General features: G+C 38.9%; 19 protein-coding genes, 1 tRNA gene and 1 pseudogene. 7 read left to right on the plus strand and 14 right to left on the minus strand.

Features of this window, described 5'->3' with window-relative positions; all coding sequences use genetic code 11:
* Window positions 1–56: 56 nt before the first annotated feature.
* From B3139_RS15920 to B3139_RS15930, 3 genes are all read left to right on the plus strand, one after another.
* Window positions 57–1,112: an NAD(P)-dependent alcohol dehydrogenase gene (locus tag B3139_RS15920; protein WP_293884564.1), complete on the plus strand. Its 1,056-nt coding sequence runs from the start codon at window positions 57–59 to the stop codon at window positions 1,110–1,112.
* Window positions 1,113–1,468: 356 nt separating this feature from the next.
* A complete protein-coding gene (locus B3139_RS15925) occupies window positions 1,469–2,413 on the plus strand; it encodes an aldo/keto reductase (RefSeq protein ID WP_293884565.1) in 945 nt (314 codons plus the stop codon).
* 201 nt (window positions 2,414–2,614) lie between these two features.
* Entirely contained in the window at window positions 2,615–3,370 is a 756-nt protein-coding gene (locus B3139_RS15930) for a response regulator transcription factor (RefSeq protein ID WP_293884566.1), read from the plus strand.
* Window positions 3,371–3,433: 63 nt separating this feature from the next.
* On the opposite strand, the gene msrB is transcribed toward B3139_RS15930, so the two are convergent.
* The 7 genes and pseudogenes from msrB to B3139_RS15960 form a co-directional block, all read right to left on the minus strand.
* The gene (gene msrB, locus B3139_RS21470; protein WP_349676355.1) at window positions 3,434–3,898 is read right to left on the minus strand and encodes a peptide-methionine (R)-S-oxide reductase MsrB; all 465 of its coding nucleotides are present in this window, start codon (window positions 3,896–3,898) and stop codon (window positions 3,434–3,436) included.
* A 63-nt stretch (window positions 3,899–3,961) separates the two neighbouring features.
* Window positions 3,962–4,537: pseudogene (msrA, locus tag B3139_RS21475) on the minus strand (peptide-methionine (S)-S-oxide reductase MsrA); the annotation flags it as partial.
* Between the two features lie 292 nt (window positions 4,538–4,829).
* Complete coding sequence (locus B3139_RS15940) at window positions 4,830–6,143, minus strand: sensor histidine kinase (RefSeq protein WP_293884568.1); 1,314 nt, start codon at window positions 6,141–6,143, stop codon at window positions 4,830–4,832.
* Between the two features lie 188 nt (window positions 6,144–6,331).
* Window positions 6,332–7,912, minus strand: a complete 1,581-nt coding sequence (locus B3139_RS15945) for a discoidin domain-containing protein (protein WP_293884569.1) — start codon at window positions 7,910–7,912, stop codon at window positions 6,332–6,334.
* A 227-nt stretch (window positions 7,913–8,139) separates the two neighbouring features.
* Window positions 8,140–8,439, minus strand: a complete 300-nt coding sequence (locus B3139_RS15950; RefSeq protein ID WP_293884570.1) for a hypothetical protein — start codon at window positions 8,437–8,439, stop codon at window positions 8,140–8,142.
* A 96-nt stretch (window positions 8,440–8,535) separates the two neighbouring features.
* A tRNA-Lys gene (locus B3139_RS15955) sits at window positions 8,536–8,608 on the minus strand.
* 131 nt (window positions 8,609–8,739) lie between these two features.
* The gene (locus tag B3139_RS15960; RefSeq protein WP_293884571.1) at window positions 8,740–10,659 is read right to left on the minus strand and encodes an ABC-F family ATP-binding cassette domain-containing protein; all 1,920 of its coding nucleotides are present in this window, start codon (window positions 10,657–10,659) and stop codon (window positions 8,740–8,742) included.
* Between the two features lie 60 nt (window positions 10,660–10,719).
* Between B3139_RS15960 and B3139_RS15965 the strand changes: the two genes are divergently transcribed.
* Both B3139_RS15965 and B3139_RS15970 read left to right on the plus strand, forming a co-directional pair.
* On the plus strand, window positions 10,720–11,754 hold the full coding sequence (locus tag B3139_RS15965; RefSeq protein WP_293884572.1) for a quinone-dependent dihydroorotate dehydrogenase: 1,035 nt from the start codon (window positions 10,720–10,722) through the stop codon (window positions 11,752–11,754).
* A 2-nt stretch (window positions 11,755–11,756) separates the two neighbouring features.
* Window positions 11,757–12,542 (plus strand): TIGR02757 family protein, encoded by a 786-nt coding sequence (locus tag B3139_RS15970; protein WP_293884573.1) that lies wholly within the window; start codon window positions 11,757–11,759, stop codon window positions 12,540–12,542.
* Between the two features lie 102 nt (window positions 12,543–12,644).
* On the opposite strand, the gene gap is transcribed toward B3139_RS15970, so the two are convergent.
* The 5 genes from gap to B3139_RS15995 form a co-directional block, all read right to left on the minus strand.
* Entirely contained in the window at window positions 12,645–13,667 is a 1,023-nt protein-coding gene (gene gap / locus B3139_RS15975; RefSeq protein ID WP_293884574.1) for a type I glyceraldehyde-3-phosphate dehydrogenase, read from the minus strand.
* A gap of 6 nt (window positions 13,668–13,673) precedes the next feature.
* A complete protein-coding gene (locus B3139_RS15980; protein ID WP_293884575.1) occupies window positions 13,674–14,279 on the minus strand; it encodes a TlpA family protein disulfide reductase in 606 nt (201 codons plus the stop codon).
* Between the two features lie 229 nt (window positions 14,280–14,508).
* Window positions 14,509–15,603: an AI-2E family transporter gene (locus tag B3139_RS15985; RefSeq protein WP_293884576.1), complete on the minus strand. Its 1,095-nt coding sequence runs from the start codon at window positions 15,601–15,603 to the stop codon at window positions 14,509–14,511.
* 376 nt (window positions 15,604–15,979) lie between these two features.
* The gene (locus B3139_RS15990; protein ID WP_293884577.1) at window positions 15,980–19,018 is read right to left on the minus strand and encodes an AAA family ATPase; all 3,039 of its coding nucleotides are present in this window, start codon (window positions 19,016–19,018) and stop codon (window positions 15,980–15,982) included.
* A gap of 4 nt (window positions 19,019–19,022) precedes the next feature.
* Entirely contained in the window at window positions 19,023–20,228 is a 1,206-nt protein-coding gene (locus tag B3139_RS15995) for a metallophosphoesterase family protein (RefSeq protein ID WP_293884578.1), read from the minus strand.
* A 242-nt stretch (window positions 20,229–20,470) separates the two neighbouring features.
* Here B3139_RS15995 and B3139_RS16000 point away from each other — a divergent pair, with 242 nt between their 5' ends.
* On the plus strand, window positions 20,471–21,169 hold the full coding sequence (locus tag B3139_RS16000) for a prolyl oligopeptidase family serine peptidase (RefSeq protein WP_293884579.1): 699 nt from the start codon (window positions 20,471–20,473) through the stop codon (window positions 21,167–21,169).
* Window positions 21,170–21,238: 69 nt separating this feature from the next.
* Here B3139_RS16000 and B3139_RS16005 read toward each other — a convergent pair whose 3' ends face one another.
* On the minus strand, window positions 21,239–21,997 hold the full coding sequence (locus B3139_RS16005) for a murein L,D-transpeptidase catalytic domain family protein (protein ID WP_293884580.1): 759 nt from the start codon (window positions 21,995–21,997) through the stop codon (window positions 21,239–21,241).
* An 81-nt stretch (window positions 21,998–22,078) separates the two neighbouring features.
* A complete protein-coding gene (locus tag B3139_RS16010) occupies window positions 22,079–23,098 on the minus strand; it encodes a L,D-transpeptidase (RefSeq protein WP_293884581.1) in 1,020 nt (339 codons plus the stop codon).
* A gap of 270 nt (window positions 23,099–23,368) precedes the next feature.
* Here B3139_RS16010 and B3139_RS16015 point away from each other — a divergent pair, with 270 nt between their 5' ends.
* The gene (locus B3139_RS16015; RefSeq protein WP_293884582.1) at window positions 23,369–23,776 is read left to right on the plus strand and encodes an NUDIX hydrolase; all 408 of its coding nucleotides are present in this window, start codon (window positions 23,369–23,371) and stop codon (window positions 23,774–23,776) included.
* Window positions 23,777–23,872: the final 96 nt, after the last annotated feature.

A 23,872-nucleotide genomic window follows, 5' to 3' on the forward strand; every position in this document is an offset into this window, starting at 1 on the left:
TAAATGAGGATCGAAATCATTTTCGTATCCAAATGTGGTCTATAAAAAAAGATGATATGATTAAATCGAAAGGTTATGCGGCAAAAGACAGTACTTCTCCACTTGAATACTGGGAATTTGAAAGAAGGGAGCTGGGTGCGAACGATGTATTAATAGATATCTTGTATAGTGGAATCTGTCATTCAGATATTCATCAAGTGCATGATGAATGGGGCGGTACACACTACCCGATTGTACCAGGGCATGAGATTGTCGGCCGCATTAGTGCGGTTGGTGCTGAGGTAACTAAATTTAAAAAAGGTGATCTCGCCGGTGTAGGCTGCATGGTTGCCTCGTGCGGTACTTGCGAAAACTGTAAAGCAGATCAACAACAATTTTGCTCAGAAAAGAAGACCGTCTGGACCTATAATAGCAAAGATGTGATGCATGATCACAGCTATACATTTGGTGGTTACAGCAATAATATTGTAGCGGACGTAAATTTCGTGCTTCATGTGCCAGAATCGTTGGATATTAAAAAAGTTGCCCCATTGCTTTGCGCCGGGATTACAACATATTCTCCATTAAAAAGATGGAATGTCAGCAAAGGCCATAAAGTTGGTGTATTGGGACTAGGTGGATTAGGGCATATGGCTGTCAAGATTGCGGTAGCGATGGGGGCAGAAGTTACCATGATTAGTCATTCTCCACGTAAAAAAGACGATGCGGCTTTGCTTGGTGCGCATAAGTTTTTAAATACGCACGAGGCCAATGAGATCAACGAGTTTTCGTCGTATTTTGATTTCATTATTGATACAGTATCGGCTCCTCACGATTACAACCTCTATTTAGCCCTGCTGAAAACCAAAGGGGTTTACATTTGTGTCGGAATTCCGGCTGCTCCTATGGAGATTAATGGCCGGTCCATTATGGGGGGCAATAAGGTCCTAACGGCGTCCAGTATTGGCGGAATACAAGAAACTCAGGATATGCTCGATTTTTGTGCAGAGCATAATATTCTGCCCGAGACAGAAATGATCGATATTGACTATGTCAATGAGGCTTACCAAAGGGTATTGGACAGTGATGTTAAATATCGATTTGTAATAGACATGTCATCTATCGAAAAGTAAGATATATAAGGGTCGACTCTCATTAGAGTGACCCTTTTTTCTACCCATCATTCGTTACTCCTCCACCGGCGAATGTTCGTTTTCCGCTAGAGTATTGCCCCAGATGCCTAATTGGAGCTTCGTTGTTTTATTAGTTCTTAAAACAGAGAATTCTTAAATTCTTCTTCCGGAATTATGCTACTTATATTGCGTTGGAAGATTGTCTTGTTTACGCCAGTGCTATGTTTTCCGAATTCGTTTTATGACAATTTTATGTGACAGGTTTTTGCGCGAGCGCGCTTCTAATAATGTAACTTTAATTTCTACACAGCGGTGTGATCCAGTTTTTTTAATAAATGGAACAATAAATAAATTGAATGAAAAAGATAGAAATACAACACACAGATTTGCAGATAGCACCACTAAATTTCGGCGGAAATGTTTTTGGATGGACGCTGAACGAACAACAGTCGTTTGAGATTTTAGACCAATTTGTAGGCGCAGGATTTAATTTTATTGATACGGCGGATACCTATTCGTGGTGGGTAAATGGCATAGGGGGGCAATCCGAGGAAATAATTGGTAAATGGTTGAAGAGCCGTGGCAATCGAAAGGATATGGTAATTGCTACGAAAGTTGGCTCAGAAACTCAAGAGCATGGTTACGATATTTCAAAAAAACATATTTTAAAATCTGCTGATGATTCTTTGAGACGATTGGGAGTAGATCATATTGATTTGTACTACACTCATTTTGATGATAAGTTAACACCAGTGGAAGAGACACTATCGGCCTATGATGAACTAATTAAAGCGGGTAAGGTTCGATATATTGCAGCATCTAATTTGTCGCCAACAAGATTGATTGAAAGCTTTGATGCTGCCGAGAAGAATGGTTTACCAAAATATGTGGCCTTGCAACCACATTACAATCTCGTTGAAAGATCAAGTTTTGAAACAGATTACGCTCCATTGGTCGAAAAGTATGGTTTAAGTGTATTTCCCTATTGGTCACTTGCGGCTGGTTTTTTGACTGGTAAATACCGAACAGAAGCTGACTTCGACAATACTACTCGCGGCGGTGGGATAAAGAAGTATTTCGACAATAAAGGAAAAGCTGTCCTTAAAGCGTTAGACTCGATTGCTGAAAAACATGGAGTACAGCAGGCTACTGTCGCATTAGCTTGGTTATTGGCCAAACCGTTGATCACAGCACCAATCGTAAGTGCTACAAGTGCGACCCAATTGGAAACATTATTTGCTGCTCCAACGCTTAAATTGGATACAGAAGATATTCAATTGTTGAATGAAGTGAGTAAATGATAACTCTCGGTTTTATCTTTTAAGAACGCTTTGGTTCCCAAGTAATTTTTAAAATCTCCATCCTTCGTGGAGATTTTTTTATTTACTGCTGGGGTTGCAACAAATTAGCCAAGTAGCTATTTACCAAAAATATTGCAGTTTGTTTTAATAAACACTATAACTGATTATAGTTTTATTTAACTTCGGATTTTCAATTTTAATATGGATTTTAATGCGCTATTTTCGAAAAAAAATGCCCTTGATCGTCTTTCGGAAAAGGATATCTTACAGACCCATGACTATCTTGAGTTTGTAAAAGCTTTTTCGCGGATCACCTACCAAAGTATTTACCTGATAGATTATCAAAGTAAAGGCTTTGAATACGTTTCTGATAATCCTCTTTTTTTAGCTGGTTTGACCGCTATGGAAGTAATGGAAATGGGATATGCTTTTTATGAGAAATATGTTCCTGCTGATGATTTTCAGATGCTTATCAATATCAACGAAGCGGGGTTTGCCTTTTATGAAAAAATACCCATTGAAGAGAGAAAATTATACGTTATATCTTATGATTTTCAAATACAAAATGCTCCAAATAGACCAGTTTTGATTAATCATAAGTTGACGCCTGTCTTTTTAACAGAGGAGGGAAAAATATGGAAAGCCATTTGTATTGTTTCGTTATCCACCAATGTTTCTTCAGGGAATGTAGTGATCGAGAAACTTCATACTGATTTATTATGGGAGCTAGACCTGTTAACAGGAAAATGGACATCCCGAAATAAGATAAATCTCACAGCGCGCGAAATAGAAATATTGCGCTTTTATCATCGTGGACTTAGTATTCATGAAACATCCGAACGAATTTTCGTTTCCATCGACACGGTGAAATTTCACCGGCGGAAATTGTTTGAAAAGCTAGGAGTAAGTAATATGAATGAGGCACTCGTCATTGCACTGAACAATCGGTTATTGTGATGATGAATGGAGTTGTGATCTCCAAAATAGTTTAATAGTGCCTCGTAAAGAGGCACTATTAAACTATTTTTTTACCAGCAGTGGCAGATATTTCTCATAGCCTTCTTCTTTCATTTTATCCTTTGGAATAAATCGGAGTGAAGCACTGTTTATACAATATCTTAATCCTCCTTTATCAGCCGGACCATCATTGAAAACGTGTCCAAGATGTGCATCTCCCGTTTTGCTACGGACCTCAGTTCTGCGCATTCCGTAAGAATTGTCAGATAGCTCGTCAATAATACTATCACTGATTGGCTTGGAAAAGCTCGGCCATCCGCATCCAGATTCAAATTTATCAGTAGAAACAAATAGTGGTTCGCCAGTGGTAATATCTACATAGATACCTTCTCTAAATTCGTCATTATATTCATTATCGAATGCACGTTCAGTCGCGGCATTTTGTGTCACATCATATTGCAATGGTGTAAGTACTTTTTTTAGCGTCTCTTTATCAGCTTTTTTGTAGGGTTTTTCGTTGTCCTGTATCACTTTTTGCGGATTTGCTTTGCGAGCCAGCTCAAATAAATCAGGGCTTATGTGGCAGTAACCGCCAGGGTTTTTGTCCAGATATTTTTGATGGTAGGCTTCAGCATCATAAAAATTCTGTAAAGGCTCTACTTCTACGACTATTTCTTTTGGATATTGACTTGCAAGTGCGGCTACGCGTTCTTTGATAATAGGGGCGTCACTTGTATTGGTATAATATATACCCGTGCGATATTGTGTGCCAATGTCATTACCCTGTTTGTTCAGTGAAGTGGGATCGATCGTTTTGAAGAAAAGGTCGATTAGTAGGTTGAGATCTACAATTTGAGGATCGTAGTTCACCTTAACGGTTTCAGTAAAGCCAGTTGTTCCAGTGGAAACTTGTGTATAAGAAGGATTTTGAAGGTTTCCATTGGCATAGCCAACCTCGGTTGCGGTAACGCCACGGACTTGTTTAAAAAAATGTTCGGTTCCCCAAAAACAACCGCCTGCGAAATAAATTACGTGATCTGTTTGATTTATAGTATTCATAGTTATCTGTTTTGTCAATTTTAAATCATTCCCCTTTTGCGAATAACACACCTTAACAATTAGAAATACACCAAAGGCTATCGTAAGGAGGGTTATGAAGTGTTTCATGAATATGAGTCGTAAGCTGTGAAACAAAATTGTCTGTTAGTTATAGTGAACAAAGACCGTACCTGTATGTAGTAGTATATTATTGGATTTTCATTTGTATAGATTCTATGTGCTCTTTTTACAATTGTAAGACTAAGCATATCAATTCACGCTAAAATCTGACAAAATGATAGTAAAGAATAGATCTACTCGCAGCATAGTTGGCAGGTCATTTCAATTACATCTTCGATGTTGGTTCGTATCGACTTTCGAAGTGTATGCCGTATTCCCTTCTAAGCAGTTAGTTTTTCTACTAACAGCATGAGGGTAATTCCACCTTAGTTTGGGTAATATGAACTGGAGAGGAGGGTAGTCCTACGCTAAAAATGGATCCTTCATTAGGTGTGCTTTGAATGTTTACAATGCCCTTATTTCTCTCAATCAGATCTTTGCACAATACAAGTCCAACACCCGATCCAGGTTCATGTTCTGTTCCAAAGGACTTTTGCTGAATCTCATTAAATAGCGCGGCAGATTTCAACGGATTTATACCTATACCTTCATCCTGAATATGGATATGTGTATAGAGATCGTCCACACTAATGTAAATGTTGATATTCCCATTAACATAACTAAATTTTATCGCATTACTGATCAAGTTGCGCAAAATGATTGTCGTATGATCTCTATTGGCAATTATTTGTGTATCTGGAGGTATATCCAAGTTGATTTTGAGATGTTTAGCTTGCGCATTATCATTGAAGCTTTTAATAATGTGTTGGATAATGGGTTTAATCAATAGTTTTGATGTGCTACAATTCATGCCTTGCATATTGCTGCTGCCCCATTGCAGTAGTTCATCTAACGTCTGATTCTGTTGCGCGATCTGTTGATAGATTTGCTGAATATATTCCTGTGACGTGGTACTGTCTAGCATTTGGTTACGGAACATAAATACCAGTGCTTCAAGGTTGGCAAAAGGGCTTTTGATGTCGTGAGCAATAATCGAAAATATTTTTTCCTTGTCGCGATTCATAGATTCTAAATTAAGGCGCTGCTGCTCGATCTTTTTCATATTCTTATAGATGATATCAAGAAAAAAGTTGACCGCAACGACGATAAAAGCAAGCGCATTGATAATATTGAACACAGATCTTGATCGCGGAACTTGCTGGCTTAGTGGAAGTATATCGGGTAGCAGATATAAAAGTGAAATTAGAAAAGCTATCGTAATACAATGGACTATATGAATCTTTCGGTTTTCATACATCAACATCGCGACGATCAATGTGCACAATAGAAAATATTCTCCGCCATTTCTATAGAGCAAAGCTCCTGCGAAGTAAAATACAGAATTAGTTGTTAACAATGTGGCCTTAGCGATGTTGTATTTACCGTAATATTGGAGGACAAGCACAGCAAAGGCACATGTTGAATTGGAAAAATTAATCGCAGATAAAATATAGCGTTGATCGATAAGATTAAGGATTGCAAAGAAAATTGTTGGAAATAAACATAACAATGCAATCAGATTGATCATGTACACGCGTTTGAAATCGATGTATGACATGCCCGGATGTGCACCAATATGGGAAAATAGCTTCCAATATTTACGAAATTTATTCATAAAGACGCGTCGGATTAACTTATAATGTCTTAATATTCAAAATTAACATAAATCAGGAGTTCAACAATGATTTTTCAATATTTCATTGTTTCTATACTACGCTATTTGTCTCCCATATTGATTGCAGATAATCCTTAATCTAGCCGCTGTTAATAATTAATCTTGTGATGGTAATTTTTCAGCCATTCTTAATACGCCCCAAAATCAGCAAGATGCGAATAGAAGAAATCGCCCCAAGAGCTGGTAGATTCTATTTTAAGATAACGCGTGCTAATTGATTCGTTGAGATCGACATTAATCCAAGAACCTGAAACTTTTGTCAATTGTGCTGTTTTGATTAGGGTCCAGGTCGTACCGTTTACACTTGAATAGATATTGACATCTTTCATTGCTCCATTTAAATTATCGCGATTACGAAATGCAAGCCCCTTAATAGTGCGTAGATCTCCCATATTCACGGAGAAGAAATGTGGTTGGGGTGTTTGGGTTGATGACCATGGGGTATGCCAAACAGTGCTTCGGTTCATATCCAGGACATTACTCGCTGTTGATCCAGGCTCATTGCTGTCGCTTCCGACGATGGACCAACCTGTCGTCGGCAATAGTTTATAAGTAACAACTTTGGATAGATCGGGGATATTGTTGGTAAAGTTATAGGCGTAACGTATGGTTGTACGAACACCATTGATGTGCATAAAGCCAATTCTCATTTCATAATTGCCTGTGAGGTCATAAAAATCAGCGAGTGGACATTCGAATCTAAAGCTATCCTGACCGATGATTTTTGTCGCCCACTGTACGGCATCATAATCGTTGTTCCCACCGAAGGGTTCTCTATCATGCCAAACAACAATATCATTGACAGGCTTGTTCGCTGTAAATTTTCCGGATATGATAATTGTATTGTTTGTAAAGCTCGAAGACAAAGATATAATTTCTGCTGATGCAGATGCATACCAATCACTTCTAGTCACAGAACTGAATACTTGACTATTATTAAATGTCGCGGCAGTGCTACTTGTCAGGGAGGTTGTTGAGATTCCATACGTGGAATTTCCTGAGCCCATTAAGGCTGTGCCTAAAGTTGGTGCCAATGTCTTATTCATTCTGTTGTGGCTGGCATTCAAGCCATGACCCAATTCGTGAATCATACCACCAATCCATACCGTTGCCTTCCACCCAATATCGCCGCCAATTCCCAAATTTTTAGCGTCAAGATTTACATAGTCCAATGCGTAACAACTAGTACCCGTACCATAGAATGGAGGGCCGCCTGGATTTGCAGGATCGGTGTTGTAAGTCGGAATAATAATCAGGTTATGTTCGCTCTTCTTTGCTAATGGATTTTGACCAAAATAGGCATCTACCTCAGTTTTTACTGCTCCGTTGCCCCCAGAATAAGGGTAAGTTGCTTTTCCAAATTGCCCAGTAATGTAATGAATATTTATTAGCGTGTCATTGACTAGATCTAAACCAAAAGATTTTCGGCTAAATCCCTCACGGTCCATATTATTGGCAAACATATTTTGCGCATTCAATAGAATTCTGCTTAAACGTTTTCGGAAATTGGGAATAGAATCCACATCATTGGGAACGAAATAGATCACGTTCAGTTTGTAAGGGTTGCTATTCCACTCGTTGATCACGGTTGCTGTTGAGTTTTTTGCTTTTAGAGTGCCGACGCTCTCTGTTGTGTTTATCAAAGTTTTGCTACAAGACGCAGTAAGCAGAGCGAGGGAAGCTACTATTAGATTTAAAAATTTTCTCATAATGGTTTATATTGTGTATCAATAAATATAAATGAAAGGTCTTTTATTTCGGTGTAAGAAATTGAAGTTTTGGTACAATCAGTTTAGTCAATCGATTGATTAGTCAAGTTTGAGAATTGTTTTGTAACATTTTAAATTTCTCTCAATGAATTGACTTAACCAGGGATTTAAAAAAAATGGGACAGAAATTGAGCTATTTACTTGGTAGTAAGTTTTCAGGATAGATTTTAATCACTATAGGCAACCAGGCCACTTTGCTTGCTATTTGCGAGGTCGAGAATCGGGGTTAATCGCTTAACGTCAGCATCCATTTCTAATCTCTTATCGGAAATAAGTTGAAGAGTCTGTTTGGTCATAACGGTATCGAGCCTGAAGTCCGTATGATAGTCAAACTGCTGAGCAATTATTCCTTTTTGCTGAAGTCTGTTTAAAGTTTTGAAGTCGAGTTGTCCAGCAAATTCTAGTCCTATTTTTTCGGGGAAATCTGGTTTCATCTGATAATCCGCTATTGTGTAAAAGTCTAACATATCAGTATTTTTTATTATTCCAACCCGACCGACTTATATTTCGAGCGTTAAAGTATTAAAACAACAAAAGCTAATCGAAAGATTAGCTTTTGTTTGTGATCCCGCTGGGATTCGAACCCAGGACCCATACATTAAAAGTGTATTGCTCTACCAGCTGAGCTACGGAATCGTACTTCGTTTTAGAACTATTGTTCGTTGTTTGAAGTGATGCAAAAGTAGGGCTTTAATCCTATTCCTGCAAATGTTTTTGGATTAAAATCACGTTTAAACAGATAATAACCTGATTTTAAGTCGAAAAAATTAATCGTTTTCTAAATCCATGATTTCTTCTGCCAACTGTTCCCAGCTTTCCTGAAATTGTATCAATACTGCTTTCGCCGAGTTATATGAGCGCGTAGTGTCCTGTAATTTAGCGGCATCCGAATAAACCGCTTCATCGGCAAGCTTTGACTCTAATGTTTTGACCAAAATTTCCTGTTCTTCTATTTTTTGTTCAAATGATGTGAGTTCTTTATTCTTTTTGCTCAATAAACGCGTTTTATCTTCCGTAAGCGGTTGCTTTTCTTTCTTTGCTTTCGGTTCTTCCTTGGCTTTCTTCTCCGTCTTACCTTCAGGTTTGACGATCCGTTTTGCCGCCCATTCTTCATATTCCTGGTACGTACCGGGGTATTCTTTGATTTGTTTATCTTCTATGTACCAGATTTTATTCGCGACATTATCCAAGAAATAACGGTCGTGGGATACGACAATAAATGTGCCTTCGTATTGTTGTAAAGCCTGGATCAGAATGTTGACCGACTGCATATCCAAATGGTTGGTAGGCTCATCGAGTGCCAAGAAGTTGGCATCTGCCGTTAAAGCTTTAGCAAGTGCCACACGTGATTTCTCGCCTCCAGAAAGGACTTTAATTTTCTTGAAGGCATCATCACCTGTAAAAAGAAAACAGCCTAGGATAGAACGTAATTCAGTCTCTGTATGTTTTGGTGCAAAGGCTTGTAATTCTGCAAGGATGGAATTCTCCAGGTGTAAGGCCTCAAGCTGGTGCTGCGCAAAAAATGTTTGCGACACATTATGGCCTTGCTCTGCCTTTCCTTCAAACTCGTGATCCGCGTCAGCCACAATGCGTAATAGTGTCGATTTACCTTTACCATTGGCACCGATTAAAGCGATTTTATCACCCTTTTCAATAATTGCTGAGGTGTTTTTTAATATCTCTAGGTTAGGGTAGGACTTGGAGATATTTTCCAAAGTAACGACATGGCGACCAGAAGGTTTTGAAAATTTAAAACTAAAGTTTACAGTTGGGTTATCATCATCCACGTCGTCAATTCTTTCCATGCGATCCAAAGCCTTGATGCGTGACTGAGCCATTTTTGCTTTCGATGCCTTGGCTCGAAAGCGCTCAATTAAGCGTTCTTCCTGTTTTATTTTTGCCTGTTGGTTTTTGAATTGATTAGCCTGAAGTTCATTTCGTAGTTCTTTTTCTTCAAGGTAAAAACTGTAGTTACCTGCGTAAAGTGTTAATTTCCCTTTACGCGATTCGACCGTTTTCTTGATGATACGGTCTAGAAAATATCTATCATGGGAAACAATCACAATGGCACCATCGAACGCCTGAAGATAGTTTTCAAGCCATTTAATCGACGGTAAGTCCATGTGGTTGGTAGGCTCATCGAGCAATAAAATATCCGGAGTCTGTAAAAGGATACGGGCTAGCATGACCCGCATTCGCCAACCCCCGGAGAACGTAGCTAGCGGTCTTTTTTGCTCTGCTTCAGAAAAGCCAAGACCCGCTAGAATTTCATGAGCTTTAAATTCAATATTATACCCATCTAGGGCTTCGAATTCTACCTGTTTATCACTCAATTTATTCAGAATATCATCGGAGTAGTCTGTTTCTAATTTACTAAGTAACTCTTCGATTTCGGTATGTAATTGATTTTGGCGTTCGAAAGCTTCCATTGCAACATGCAAAATGCTTTTTTCAGAATGGTAAGATAATAAATCCTGGTTTAAATAGCCAATCTTCAGATCTTTCGCCATAGAAATCGATCCTGATGTCGGTGTGTATTGACCTACAATAAGCCGAAGCAAAGTAGATTTACCTGTACCATTAGCGCCGATCAGGCCAACTTTATCTCCTGGTTTGATATGCCAGTTTGCTTCATCATATAGGGCGCGAGATCCTATTTCAAATGTTAAATTATTTATTGATATCATTTCAACTGCAAAAGTACAAAAGTAATGAATATTTCTTCTTGTTTGAGTAACTTTGCGATTATGTATAAATTAGTCAAGCCTATATTCTTTACGATGAATCCCGAGACGGCTCACCACAAAGTGACCGGAGGATTAAATGTTTTCTCAAAAATTTGGGGTGCAAAACAACTATTGAATGCTTTTTTTAAAGTCGAAGATCCACGTTTGGAGCGCGAAGTTTTTGGGTTGAAGTTTAAAAACCCCGTAGGTCTTGCAGCAGGATTTGATAAAAATGCGGAGTATATCGCTGATATGGCTAATTTGGGATTTGGTTTTATTGAAATTGGAACAGTAACTCCTAAACCGCAACCCGGTAATGATAAACCTAGAATGTTTCGTCTGGTACCGGATGAGGCCCTGATCAATAGGATGGGATTCAACAATCAGGGGGCTGATGTCGCTGCGAATAGATTAAAAAACTTGACAGATCGTCAGGGGTTATTGATTGGAGGGAATATCGGGAAGAATAAACTTACGCCTAATGAAGACGCAGTCAATGATTATATCTATTGTTTCAATGCACTATTTGAGCATGTGGATTATTTTGTCGTAAACGTCAGTTCTCCCAACACGCCTGGTCTACGCGATTTACAGGAAAAGGATCCGCTAAAACACATCCTAAACACCTTGCAGGAATTGAATAACAACAAATTAACTCCGAAGCCTATTCTACTTAAAATCGCTCCCGATTTAACAAATAGTCAATTGGATGATATCGTGGAGATTGTTATGGAAACGCAGATTGCTGGCGTTATTGCAACCAATACCACCGTCTCAAGAGATGGATTAAAGAGTGCAACGGCATTAAGACAGGAAGCGGGTGGAGTGAGCGGCCGTCCTTTGACCAAAAGATCTACGGAAGTTATTCGGTACCTAAGTCAAAAATCGAATAAGGCTTTTCCAATTATTGGTGTTGGTGGGATTCATTCGGCTAAAGATGCAATTGAAAAATTAGATGCAGGTGCTAGCCTTGTTCAGGTTTACACGGGCTTTATTTATGAAGGACCTGGTTTGATCGCCAATATTTGTAAGGGTATACTGCAGACAGGAAGGTAATAATGACGATGGCAGCTGATTTTGATCTGAAAGATTTTTTGGATAAGAAAGTTGAGGAATATAACCAACCTAATTTTATACCCAATGACCCGATAGTTATTCCACATCAATTTTCTGCCAAGCAGGATATTGAGATCATGGGTTTCCTGGCTTCAATTATGGCTTGGGGCCAAAGGAAGACGATCATCAATAAATGCAAGGAGCTTATTGATCGAATGGATGGTTCACCGTACGACTATATTATGAATCATCAAGAGCAAGATCTAAAAAGTTTGCTGGGGTTTAAACACCGTACATTTAATGACACGGATATTCTTTACTTCATTGAATTTTTCAAATATCATTATGGTCATTTTGAATCTTTGGAAGATGCTTTTCTGGTAGGACAGGAGCACAATAAGCGTATTGATGTGGAACTGGCGCTTAATGCATTTAAAATGTATTTTTTTTCACTGCCGGACTATCCCTATCGCACACGTAAGCATATAAGTAGTCCAGCACAGAAATCTACCGTTAAAAGGATTAATATGTTTTTACGTTGGATGGTTAGGCAGGATGACAAAGGCGTTGATTTTGGTATCTGGAAGCGCCTTTCACCAAAAGATCTGATCTGCCCTTGTGATGTTCATGTGGAGCGTGTAGCGCGAAAATTTGGTTTGATTACACTTGATAAAGTCAATTGGAATACAGCGCAGGAGTTAACAACAAACCTACGTTTACTTGATCCTTTGGATCCCGTCAAATATGATTTTGCCTTATTTGGTCTGGGAGTAGAAAGGGAGCTATAATAAGAAAGCCTGTATTTAATACAGGCTTTCTTATTATATGCCACTTCTCATCAAATAAATCAGAATCGCTGTCTTTCATCAGTATAGCGGACAGCAGTTCATTTAGGCAAAAGACTTTTCATTTAAATGATCGATCTTAATCAGTAAATCAACCAATCGATTGGAATAACCAAATTCATTATCGTACCAACCCACCACTTTGACCAAGCCCCCAACAATAGAAGTAAGTTGAGCATCAAAAACACAGGAATATGGGTTATTGATAATATCAACTGAAACGATTGGATCCTCTGTGTAATACAGCACTTCCTTCAATTCATTTTCGGCTGCCCATCGAAAGGCCTTATTAATTTCTTCAACTGTGGTGTGTTTTTCAAGGGTGCAAGTAAAGTCCGTTAATGATCCATTTAGTACGGGTACACGTATTCCAGCGCCGCCGAGCTTATTCTGTAAATGGGGAAAAACGTTGGTGATTGCTTTGGCCGCACCTGTTGTTGTTGGAATGATTGCAGATGACGCTGCTCGCGCTCTCCGTAAATCTTTATGTGGTGCATCATGAAGATTTTGATCGCCCGTCATGGAGTGCACCGTGGTAATATAGCCATCTTTTATGCCCCAATGGTCATCTAAAATTTTTACTAAGGGAGCAACATTATTGGTCGTGCAAGAGGCATTGGATAAAATGGATGCCGAAAGATCGATAGTCCGATCATTGATGCCGAGTACCACTGTCGGAATATCCTTGTCTTGTGCCGGTGCTGAGATAATTACTTTTTTTGCACCTGCTTCTAAATGTAAAGCTGACTTGGCACGTGTCGTAAAATGCCCTGTTGATTCTATCACAACATCGATACCTAATTCTCTCCACGGTAGCGTCGAAGGATCTTTTTGATTGGTAACAAGGATAGCTTTGCCATTGATAATGATGTGATTTTCATCGTGGGACACAGTGCCGTAAAAAGGGCCGTGCACCGAATCATATTTAAATAAATGGGCAAGCGTCTTTGTATCTGTCAAATCATTTATTGCAATGATTTTTAGCTCATCACAAGCTCCGCGAAGAAAAATATTACGCAATGTATTTCTGCCGATACGACCGAATCCGTTGATTGCTATGTTGAGCATTTTAGATTATTTATGAAATTGGCTTATTGCTTCATTGATATTTTTTTCGCCCTCCCAATGTGCTTTCAGCTTTCCATCCGCTCCATAAACATAATTCGCTGGGAATTGTGTCGGCACATGGATTTTTTGAATAAACGTCTGGTCTTTATCGATCAATACTTCAACATTCGATGCTTTGGATAATTTTGGAGCAAAACTGTCAAAAAAGCCCAATACTAACGCCGGGTCATTCATTGAGATATAATAGATATTTACATCTTTTAAACGATCCATGTTTTTTTCTAACTCGATAGCCTCATGCTGACAGTGGCTACAGCCCGGATCAAAAAGAATAAATACGGTATTCTTGTCTTTGGCGACATTCTCGTTCGTAACTCTTATCCCGGAGCGAAGTTGATAAAAAGTAAAATTAGGGAGAATTGCAGCTGGTTCGGAAGATTGGGTAGGGGCCGTCTGCCCGTGATCATGTCCCGCATGGTCATGATTTTCTGCAGCAGCCTCTTGTGTAGACATTGTTGTACCGTCAGTTTTTGTTTTGTTGTTATCGCCACATGAGTAAAGGATTCCAGCCATGAATACCGCTGTTACTCCTAAAACTATTTTTTTGTTCATAGATTACATTTGCTTTTAAATCAGTATCAATGATTTGATCTTTTCTTTCGTTTGCATCCAATATCAGATTTTTAAATAAAATCAGCGATACTCGAATACATTAACGAACCAAAACTATGAAAAAAAGCGGATTTTATACTTTACAATTTCATTTATGACAGTTTACTGGATATCGAGTTTGATCGTTAGATACACTTCGATAGATACACTGCGATCCGCCTAGCCTTGCTTATTCGATGATATCTGGTTTGTCACCTATGGACTTAGGTTCTATTAAGGACGTTGACTGAATAATTTCTGGTGCGCTTTTTCCGAATTCGATACTGTAAACTTTGAGAAGTACGCCAACACAGGATAGAATTAAAGGACCAAATATTAATCCCAGCATACCGAACAGATTTAACCCAAGTAAGACACCAAATACCGTAATTAGGGGGTGTACATCACCCAGCTTTTTTAAAATGGTAAAGCGGAGAACATTATCTATACTTCCTATAATAATGATTCCATACAAAGCAAGACCTATAGCACTTCCGGATTGCCCATTGGCGAGTAGAAATAGTGCAGCTGGTAAATAGACCACCATTGTTCCCAAAATCGGTATTATCGTGGAGACAGCCGTTAATATTCCTAAGAAAATAGGGCTTTCCAACCCAAAAAACCAATAGCCAAGCCCGGCAACAATACCTTGACACATGGCTAAAATTGGAATACCAATAGCGTTGGATTTGACCATCATATCGAATTCTTTCCATAACTCAGCCTTACTAGCTTTGGTAAACGGAATGGCGTGATAAATAGTTTCTTCCAGCTTCTTGCTGCTTACAAGCATAAAATAAAGTACAAATAATGCGACCAGTAAGTTGACTCCAACCTCTGCGACGGAATTAAGGATGTTGGGGATAAATTTAGCTGCTCGCTGGAGTGTTTGCATTAATGCAGAATCTGAAAGGTCAATATTACTGAAGTAGGGACTGGATTTTAAATAGCTCTTTACAGAATCGAATTTCTGCATCAGTTCGTCTTTGTTGCTAATGACTTCTGTAACCTGGGGTACCATGTAGTTGATTAGCAGATAAAGCGGGCCAACCAAAAAAACAATTGTCAGTAAGATTAAGAGAATACTTGCCGCCGACTTATTCCATCTTTTTTCTTCGGTAAGCTTATAGTTGATTTTTCTAAATAGAATGTACAGCGTTATCGCTCCTAAAAAACCGGGTAAATAATAAAATAAGCTCGTAAAGATTAATATGCATATCGCTAGGATGATAAGGATAAGCATAATTTGATTAATGGAGTTATTGTTGATTTGTTTATATTTCATATAGTTGACAAATATACTGTCTTTGACCTATTTTATCGTATGACAATATTTCTTTAGAAAAGTTTTACAATGTTAAATTAAACTTCTTTTTTTCAAATCTTAGTTTTGGTTGTGCGGCATAAGAATCTCTCTTAAGATAGTCAGGATATCATAGTGCTTGATAAATAGCATGGACTGCGGAATGTGCGGGGAATCGGAACCGCTTCCAGATTGGAAATTATTGCTGTTCGTCTTGCTTCCCTTATGAAAAAAAGGATGAGACCCTTTTCCTTTTTTGCTGTTTGAAAATAAGCCCATAATCTTTGTATATTAGTTATTGCGGCCTTTCTGTAACGGATATGACCGCAATAACTAATATACAAAATAACTTTTGATCTTAATTAATAAAAATTTGACTACCGCGCTCTTCATCTTTTTCTATGGAAAGGGATATCGGAATTCGTTCTTTAAGCTCCTCAACATGGGAAATGATCCCTACAATACGATTTTCGCGGCGTAGCTCTAACAGGGTTTCAAAAACAATATTGACTGAAGCGGTGTCTTGTGTCCCAAAACCTTCATCAATAAAGAAAAAGTTTTTGCTCGCTCTCGTACTCGACTGTACGCTTTCCGCGAGCGCGAGCGCCAAGCTTAGCGATACTTGAAAAGCCTGGCCGCCGGATAAGGTTTTTACACTACGGCTCTTCCCTTCATTCAAATAATCTATAATCTCAAACTCATTGTTTTCGTTGATCTGTAGACTAAGTTGATTTCGTGTCATACGGTGAAAACGAATATTGGCGTGGTCGCACAATTGACGTAGATAAATTGAAGAAACATACTGTACAAAACCGGCACCTTTAAATAGATTGAAAAGCTGTTTCAAATTTTCATTACGGACGTTTAGCTTCATTTGTTGCTGCAGAAGCGTCTCTTTTTTAGCGTAAGAAATCATCAATTGGTTGAGTTCCTGTCTCAGCTTGGCCACATTTTCAGTACTTTCTTTCAATTGTCGAGCGCTTTCCTCCAGCGCCTTTTCTTGTTCAATAAAGATTGTTTCTTCATACACTTGACCAGCAAGCTTGTGTTCCAGTTGAGCAATCTGCGCCTTTACAGTTTCAAAATCAATTTGAAACTGCTCCAGCTCAAGTCGGATCTGCTGTACGGGTAAATTTTGGGCAAGTATCTGCTTAACCTCCTCGATAGCGTTAAACGGCGAGGCTAAAAGATGCTGCTGCAACGTGCCGTCAACTTCCAGAATTTCACTTTTAATTGTTTGAAGTCGTTCCGAGATGGCATTCACCACGCTATTTTGCCCTGCGAATTGACTGTTTAACTCGCTTAACTTATCGTTTATCGCAACAAACTCTTTTTCTACCGTAATATTTGAGTTTTTGATCGTGTTGTATTCTTCTTCGACAGTTTGGGCGTCTTTCGATTGGTAATCGAACCAGCTGAGCAGTTTTAAATTTCCAATATTTTGATTGATCTGTGCTTGCTTGCTTACTTCGTCGCGTTCAAATTGCCCCAGGGCCTTGTTGTATTTCTCCAGATTATCCTCTACAGAAGCTAAAGCAGTCTGATCATCTGCAAGCTTATTTTCGAGGGCCTGGATTAGGGTTTCAATTTTGGAAAGCTCCTGTTTTTTGGAAGCATAGATAGATTCATCTGTGCTGCTGTAGCCTGTCCATACAAATTCATTGAAATGCGCCATTTTTATGGACTTATGCAATTGAATTTTCGTATTCAGTTCGTGTTTTTGATCTGTCAAGGATTGCAAACGAAGAAGAAGTTTGTCCACTTGGAATTTTTGATCCTGTTTTAGTTTTAGGAGTTCATTCGTGTCGGTCATTAATTTTTCATGAGCAAGGATTTCAAGCGAAATATCCTGCCCATGGTTGACCATGGGATGTTCAATTGCACCACATAGGGGGCAAGGCGACCCTTCTTTCAAATTTTTAGCATATTGTGTTAGCCGCTGCTGTAAAAGCAGATGCGCCCTTTCATCCTGTAGTTTATTGAGCTTTTGTTCCAATTCCTGAACAACATGGGCATGGGTTGATTGAAATTCTTCTAGGTTGCCGCTGAAATTTTGTAATTCTCGTCTAATTTCGCTGGCATTGTTTTCTAAATCGACCAATTGCTTATTAAGATCGTTTTCTTGTTGTTTTATCCCCTGTTGTCTAGTATACCATTGGCCTAATTCCATCAATTCATGCGGCGAAGGTTTAGCACGCTTTAAATTCGAAATTTCACTTTCAGTTCCCAGGATTTTTGCTTTATAATGTACTTGTTGTTTTTTCGCTTCTTCGACAAAATGACGCCCTTTCTCTGCGCGATCTTGCAAGCCTTTAATTTCATTGGAAAAGGTAATCAATTGCTGTATCAATTCAAGATCTAATTCCTGAATACGACGTTGCGGTAGTAGTTCATACCTTGGTTTTAATATATTTAAACGAGATTGATGCTCCTGTAGAAGCTGTTGTATTTCTGTTTTTTTTACTTCTTCGTTCGCCAATTTTCTTTGCGTTGATCCCTTTTCAAGATCTAATTTTTCTTTGGACTTGAGACTGTGTAAAAATTTGGTCTGGGCCTCCTCAAACTGATTTAATTGTAGCCTTAAATTCTCTTTTTGTCCTTTCTGTTCAAGTAATTCTTCGTAACGTAATTTCGTCCGGTTCAATTCAATGAAATCCGCTTTAAGTTTTTGGAGCTGCATGAATTTTTCATGCTGTAATTTATGCGAAGATTCTATGGATGCGAAAGATTGAAGTTCAGCCTGTAACTTTTCGCTGGTGGCTGTTACAAGATCTGAAGTGATCTCCTCAAATCCCGATAATTGACCGTTCAAGTGATCTAATTCGGATTGATTTTTCTTATATAACGTAGAAACTTTATCCTGTAGGTCAAACCGATGCAATTGAAAAATCTCTTTCATCATATCTGTGCGTTCCCTGGCGCCAAGTTCTATAAATTCCTTGAATTGTCCTTGTGGAATGATGATTGTTCTTTTGAAGTTCTCATAGCGTAGTCCTATTATTTGTTGTGTATTACTGCTTTCTAATGGAACCCATGTTTCATTTAATTTCTCATAGAGCACGACAGTTGGCGATTTTACGTCATCGAAGTTTTTGGAGTTGCGTTTAAATTCGCGAGTAACTTTAAATGTGCGTTCTTCAAAATTGACAAAATCAAGTTCAATATATGACTTATTTGACTTGAGATTCATCATGTTATATCCACGTTTGTCGCGTGCATTCAAACGTTCTGTTTCCCCATATAACGCATAAGTAATAGCTTCTAATATAGACGATTTACCAGAGCCCACTGCGCCGAAAATACCAAAAAGTCCAGCTTCGGAAAGTGCGGTAAAATCGATCGTCTGGCGATCCTGATAGGAATAGATGCCCTCTAGTGTTAGCTTTAATGGAATCATGCAATTAAGAATTTAAAATTTCGCGAAATAGATCAATGAGATCGTCGTTGGGCGCCTGGTTGGCATTTTTGGATTTGAAATATTCTTGAAACAATACAGATATGTCTTGCTTAAGATTGATTTCTTTGGTGTCTATAAATTCGCTATCCCGTTCTTTAACCACTGGGATCAAATAGATTATTCCTGAATGTGCCTGATAGATACGCTTGCGATCTTCCGCTTTCAAAAAGGTGTCGGATTTAAATGTCAATTCTACCAAGGCGTCTGGATTTTCTTCTAGCCAGGAAATGCAACTTTCAATATCCTCAAATGTTTTTCTAAATAATGGCTTACCTTGTGTGAGTGGGATTGGGGTTACGGCGGCCTGTGTATCGGGCGATACATCGACTAGTGCTACAAATTTGGTTTGTCCAGCTTCTGAAAAGCTATAGCATAGGGGAGATGATGCGTAGATGACTGGTTTCTCTAGAGAACCTATATTTTGATAACCGTGTAGATGTCCTAATGCGGTATATTGGACTTGTTCCGGAATAGCTTGTGAATAGATCAAGTCTGCATTTCCTATTTTGACCGGCTTTTCACCATCCGGCTCTTCCAAAAGTGGACGACCTAACTTATTCATATAAAGATGGGCAATGAGGATGTTAATGCCTTTTTCATCGCAATAGGTATCGGCAATTTTTTTCCATTCGGAAGACAAAACCTCATTCAGCTTACTTTCTTTATCTTCACCTAAGTATTGTTTTAAGCGGATCTCATTCGCGTAAGCGGTATGAAGGATTCGAATCGGATGCTCATAGTGAGGTAATTTTAAGACGATAATGCCTTTGTCTGCATGTACGACAGCGAAGCCTTCCGTAGCAAAAGGAGAGACGACGGCGCGCGGATGGCCGATTAAGATGATACCGGATGCTCTTGCCAACGGATCGGGTGCATCAACCAAATGTGGTGAATCGTGATTGCCAGCAATAGCAATTACAGGACGCATACCATCCTTGCTAAGACGTTTGATTGTTCTATAGAACAGCTCAATTGCTTCGACTCCCGGGTTAAAAGCATCGAATAGATCTCCGGCGATCACAACTAGGTCGACATTTTCCTGATCGGCAATCTGAACGATCTCATCCATTACCAGGGTCTGTTCGTCTATTCGAGAGAAACTTTCCAGTCTTTTTCCAAGGTGCCAATCGGCGGTATGTAATATTTTCATGTGAGAGCTTCGATTTGCGTCAACAGTTACAAACTAAGATAAATTTGATCTGAAATGCAATTATAATTGGATGGAATCGTATAAATTACTGCTCATTCCTTACTATAGATTTAGCTTCGTAGTGGTAGCTTGGTAAAATACAGCCTGCTTAAAATGTTAAAACTTGTTAAATACGGCTGTCAAAAATCATTTAATTGTATTTTTAATGTTCCAGATTAAGCTAAAATTTATATACATAACGTATGCGAAAAGTTTATTTATACCTATGTGTTTTCTTTATGCTACTGATGCGTGTAAATGCGCAGGAAGTACAGGCGATTAGAGGAGAAACGGCGTATCCCTTTTTATTGAAAAATTCCGGGCTAGATTCTTCCACCACTGAGAAGCAACCTGTTTTTGTATTTTTGCATGGGAGGAGTCTTTCCGGGACAAATTTGGATCGTGTAAAGCGCTATGGTGTACTGTATGCTATCAATAAAGGCCAGGAAGTTCCAGGGATTATTGTTGCGCCACAGTCAAAGGGCGGCTGGGATGCAGATAAAGTAATGGAAATTGTGGATTATGTCATCGGACATTATAATGCTGACCCGGACCGTATTTATGTGTGTGGCATGAGTATGGGCGCCTACGGTACAATGGATGTGGCTGGAAAATATCCGGAAAGGGTAGCGGCAGCGGTGGCCATATGTGGTGGTGGATCCAGTCAGTATGCGTCCAATTTGACTCAGGTCCCTATTTGGTTGCACCATGGTACAGCCGATCGGGCAGTGCCAATTTCGGAATCTAAAAAGATTATGCGGGCTATAAAAAAAGAGGATCCAGATGCTAATGTGAGTTTGAATGTAATAAAAGGAGGTACGCATGGGAGTGTAGAGCGATTATTTCACGACGATGCAATTTACAATTGGATGTTGAAATTTAGGAAAAGGCATAAGTCTTAAAAGATTTTGTCAACCGGCATAACGGCTTTGAATAAAAAAAACCTGATGATGATTCATCAGGTTTTTTTATTAGCCTTCACTGTTAAACATAGACTGTCTTTTATGAAACTGGGCCATCAGAATATTCGGTTGATGGATCAAGTGGGTTTTGCTTAAATATTCAGCGTTATCTGCGTAGATAAACAATAATGTGCCATCTTTGATGGTATTAATGATAGGGGCTGCAAATTCTCTCGGTACGGCAGGGCAGCCATAACTTTTTCCAAGTCTACCTAAACTCGCTATTGTTCCATTGCTACAATAATCTGCACCATGCATTACGACATATCTTGCTTTGGCATTATCATTTATGCCTTTCTCAAGACCATTTAGCACCAATGAATAACCATTCTCACCATTGTAAGTATTTTCAGTCGTAAAGAAACCTAAGGAACTTTTGAGTGATTCCTGTTGATTCGAAAAATTTACCGCGTAATTCTCGCCGCTATTCTTGCCATGCGAAACTAACGTATTAAACAGTACCTTTTTCTGCGCAAGGTCTAATACTACTAGCCTCTTTTCAGTGGATGCCAGCGAGAAATCGATGACCGTCATAATATCTTTGTTGTGGATAGGAAGAGCTTTCCTGCCTTCCATTGCTTGACGAAACGCTTCGTATTGTAACACTTGCGCTAGGTTCATTTCATCGTATAAGGAATCAACTTCTGTGCGTTGACGCTCCACATTTATACGATGCTCGCTGGTTTCTTGCTGTGTTGTTTTTAATTCTTCTTGTGATGAAAGTGCTGTATTCAATGCCATCAAAAGAAACATAAACGTATTTCCCATTCTACTCCTTTTCTGTATAGATGTTTACAAAAGTAATAATTAAAATTAATACATATTTGATTTACAGAATGTTAAATATTGTTAATCGATAACTATGACGAGCGACGAAAAGTCTTTTGACCGTTTATAGACAAATTGAGCATGAGATGACGCATTTCTGACGCACATATGTGATTTTGGAATAGTTCCAAGACTTTCGCTATATTCGATGATATTGCCATTTGGGTTATTGACTGGAATACCGTGTATATATGCCCCAGCAGTAAACCGCGTGGCATAAGGCGCAAATCCACCATAAATTTTGGTTCCATCCTCGTAATAAAACATCTTTGATTTATGTTCTTGGACAACAAAGAGACCAGTAGGCGTTTCTTGGGCATGGGGAGGTTTATGTCGTCCACTGGTTGCTGGATTCATGCTTCTGACGAGCCATTCATTTCCAGCTTTTTCCAATGTACAGATATTTTGGTTTTTAATGTCTACGACTGTAACGAATTTAAATTCTATCGAATCGCGAATGATTTTAAGATAGCGCTTTGGTACACTGTATTTCCCTTCAAATGAAATACCTTCGACCGGAATCCTGTCTAGGCTGTCGGAGCCCTGAACACGGACGAGCCACCCATCGCGCCCGTAACGCACCGCTTGATTGGTGTTAAGATCACAGAGCGGTGCGGCCTGATAACGCTCCACATTGAAGCTGTCGGACACCCTTTTATAAGTATCCCGCTTGTAACCCGCAATTGTTGGTGCTTCACCTTTCTCATTTTGATAGTTTTGAAGTACAGCGTATAGCGAAGGAGTTTGTTGAAAATTCGTAACAAATGCTAAGCGCTCTTTAATTTTGCTCCATTGGAAAGTTCGTGTAGTATCTTTGTAAGGATAGGTATCTTCCAGGGTATATTTTTTATACTGTAGCTCTTTTTTGATAATTATATCTTCGTCTGTGATTAGCTCTGGTTTTTTATTCAACTTTTCAGGCGCCACTTTTTTTTGTTGCCTGTTGGGCGGCTGCGTCTTTGCTATATCCTTTTTATCCTGTTGGCATCCAGCCAAAAGGAAAATTAGACTTAGTACTAGACATGTTAATCTTGGACTCATATATAGATTTATAAACTATTGCTTTATGGTTTAAACTTAGATAAATTGTTGATGATTTGCAATTTTATTGTGGGTGAATAAGAACACTTTATGGGAAGAATGTCAACCATAGGTGTTTTAAGAACGTAATGTGAACGAATGACATTGTCGTTTTTGGGTGATAATCGACCTGAATCTGTTCAAATGCTGACTTAATGAAAGTCAGGTTGAAGAGATACATGTTTTTCATGAGCAATAAAAACGCTAGTTTTGTAAGTTGAAATACACGATATGGATAAAATTGTTATTTGTTCTGCGGCGATCCTCCATCCCAATGGTGATTTGTTGATGGTTCGGAAAAAGGGTTCCGCTTATTTCCAGTTACCCGGAGGTAAGGCAGCGCCTGAAGAGAATCAAGAGGAAACATTGATTCGTGAGCTTCGCGAAGAGCTACGGTTCGATGTACGTGAAAACGATTTAGAATTTTTAGGTAGCCATACTGCACATGCCGTAAATGAGGTAAATACATTGGTAGAAGGTAATATTTACGTGATTAAATTGAAGGCGACTCAGTCTTTTGAAGCTTATGAAGAGCTGGTAGAGGTGGTTTGGATCAAACAGGACAATTGGCGCAGTTTTAAGCTAGCGCACCTGGCAGCAGAGTTTGTTGTTCCCCGTTGGCTGTCTGGAAAGCTGTAGATTTAAAAGAATGATGTAATCTTTAAATATCCATATTTTGGGATAGCAGTCTGGCTAAAATAAAAGAGCGGAGTTCCAGCTGAATTCCGCTCTTTT

It is taken from the genome of Sphingobacterium sp. UBA1498 (genome assembly GCF_002325125.1).
GTDB lineage: Bacteria > Bacteroidota > Bacteroidia > Sphingobacteriales > Sphingobacteriaceae > Sphingobacterium.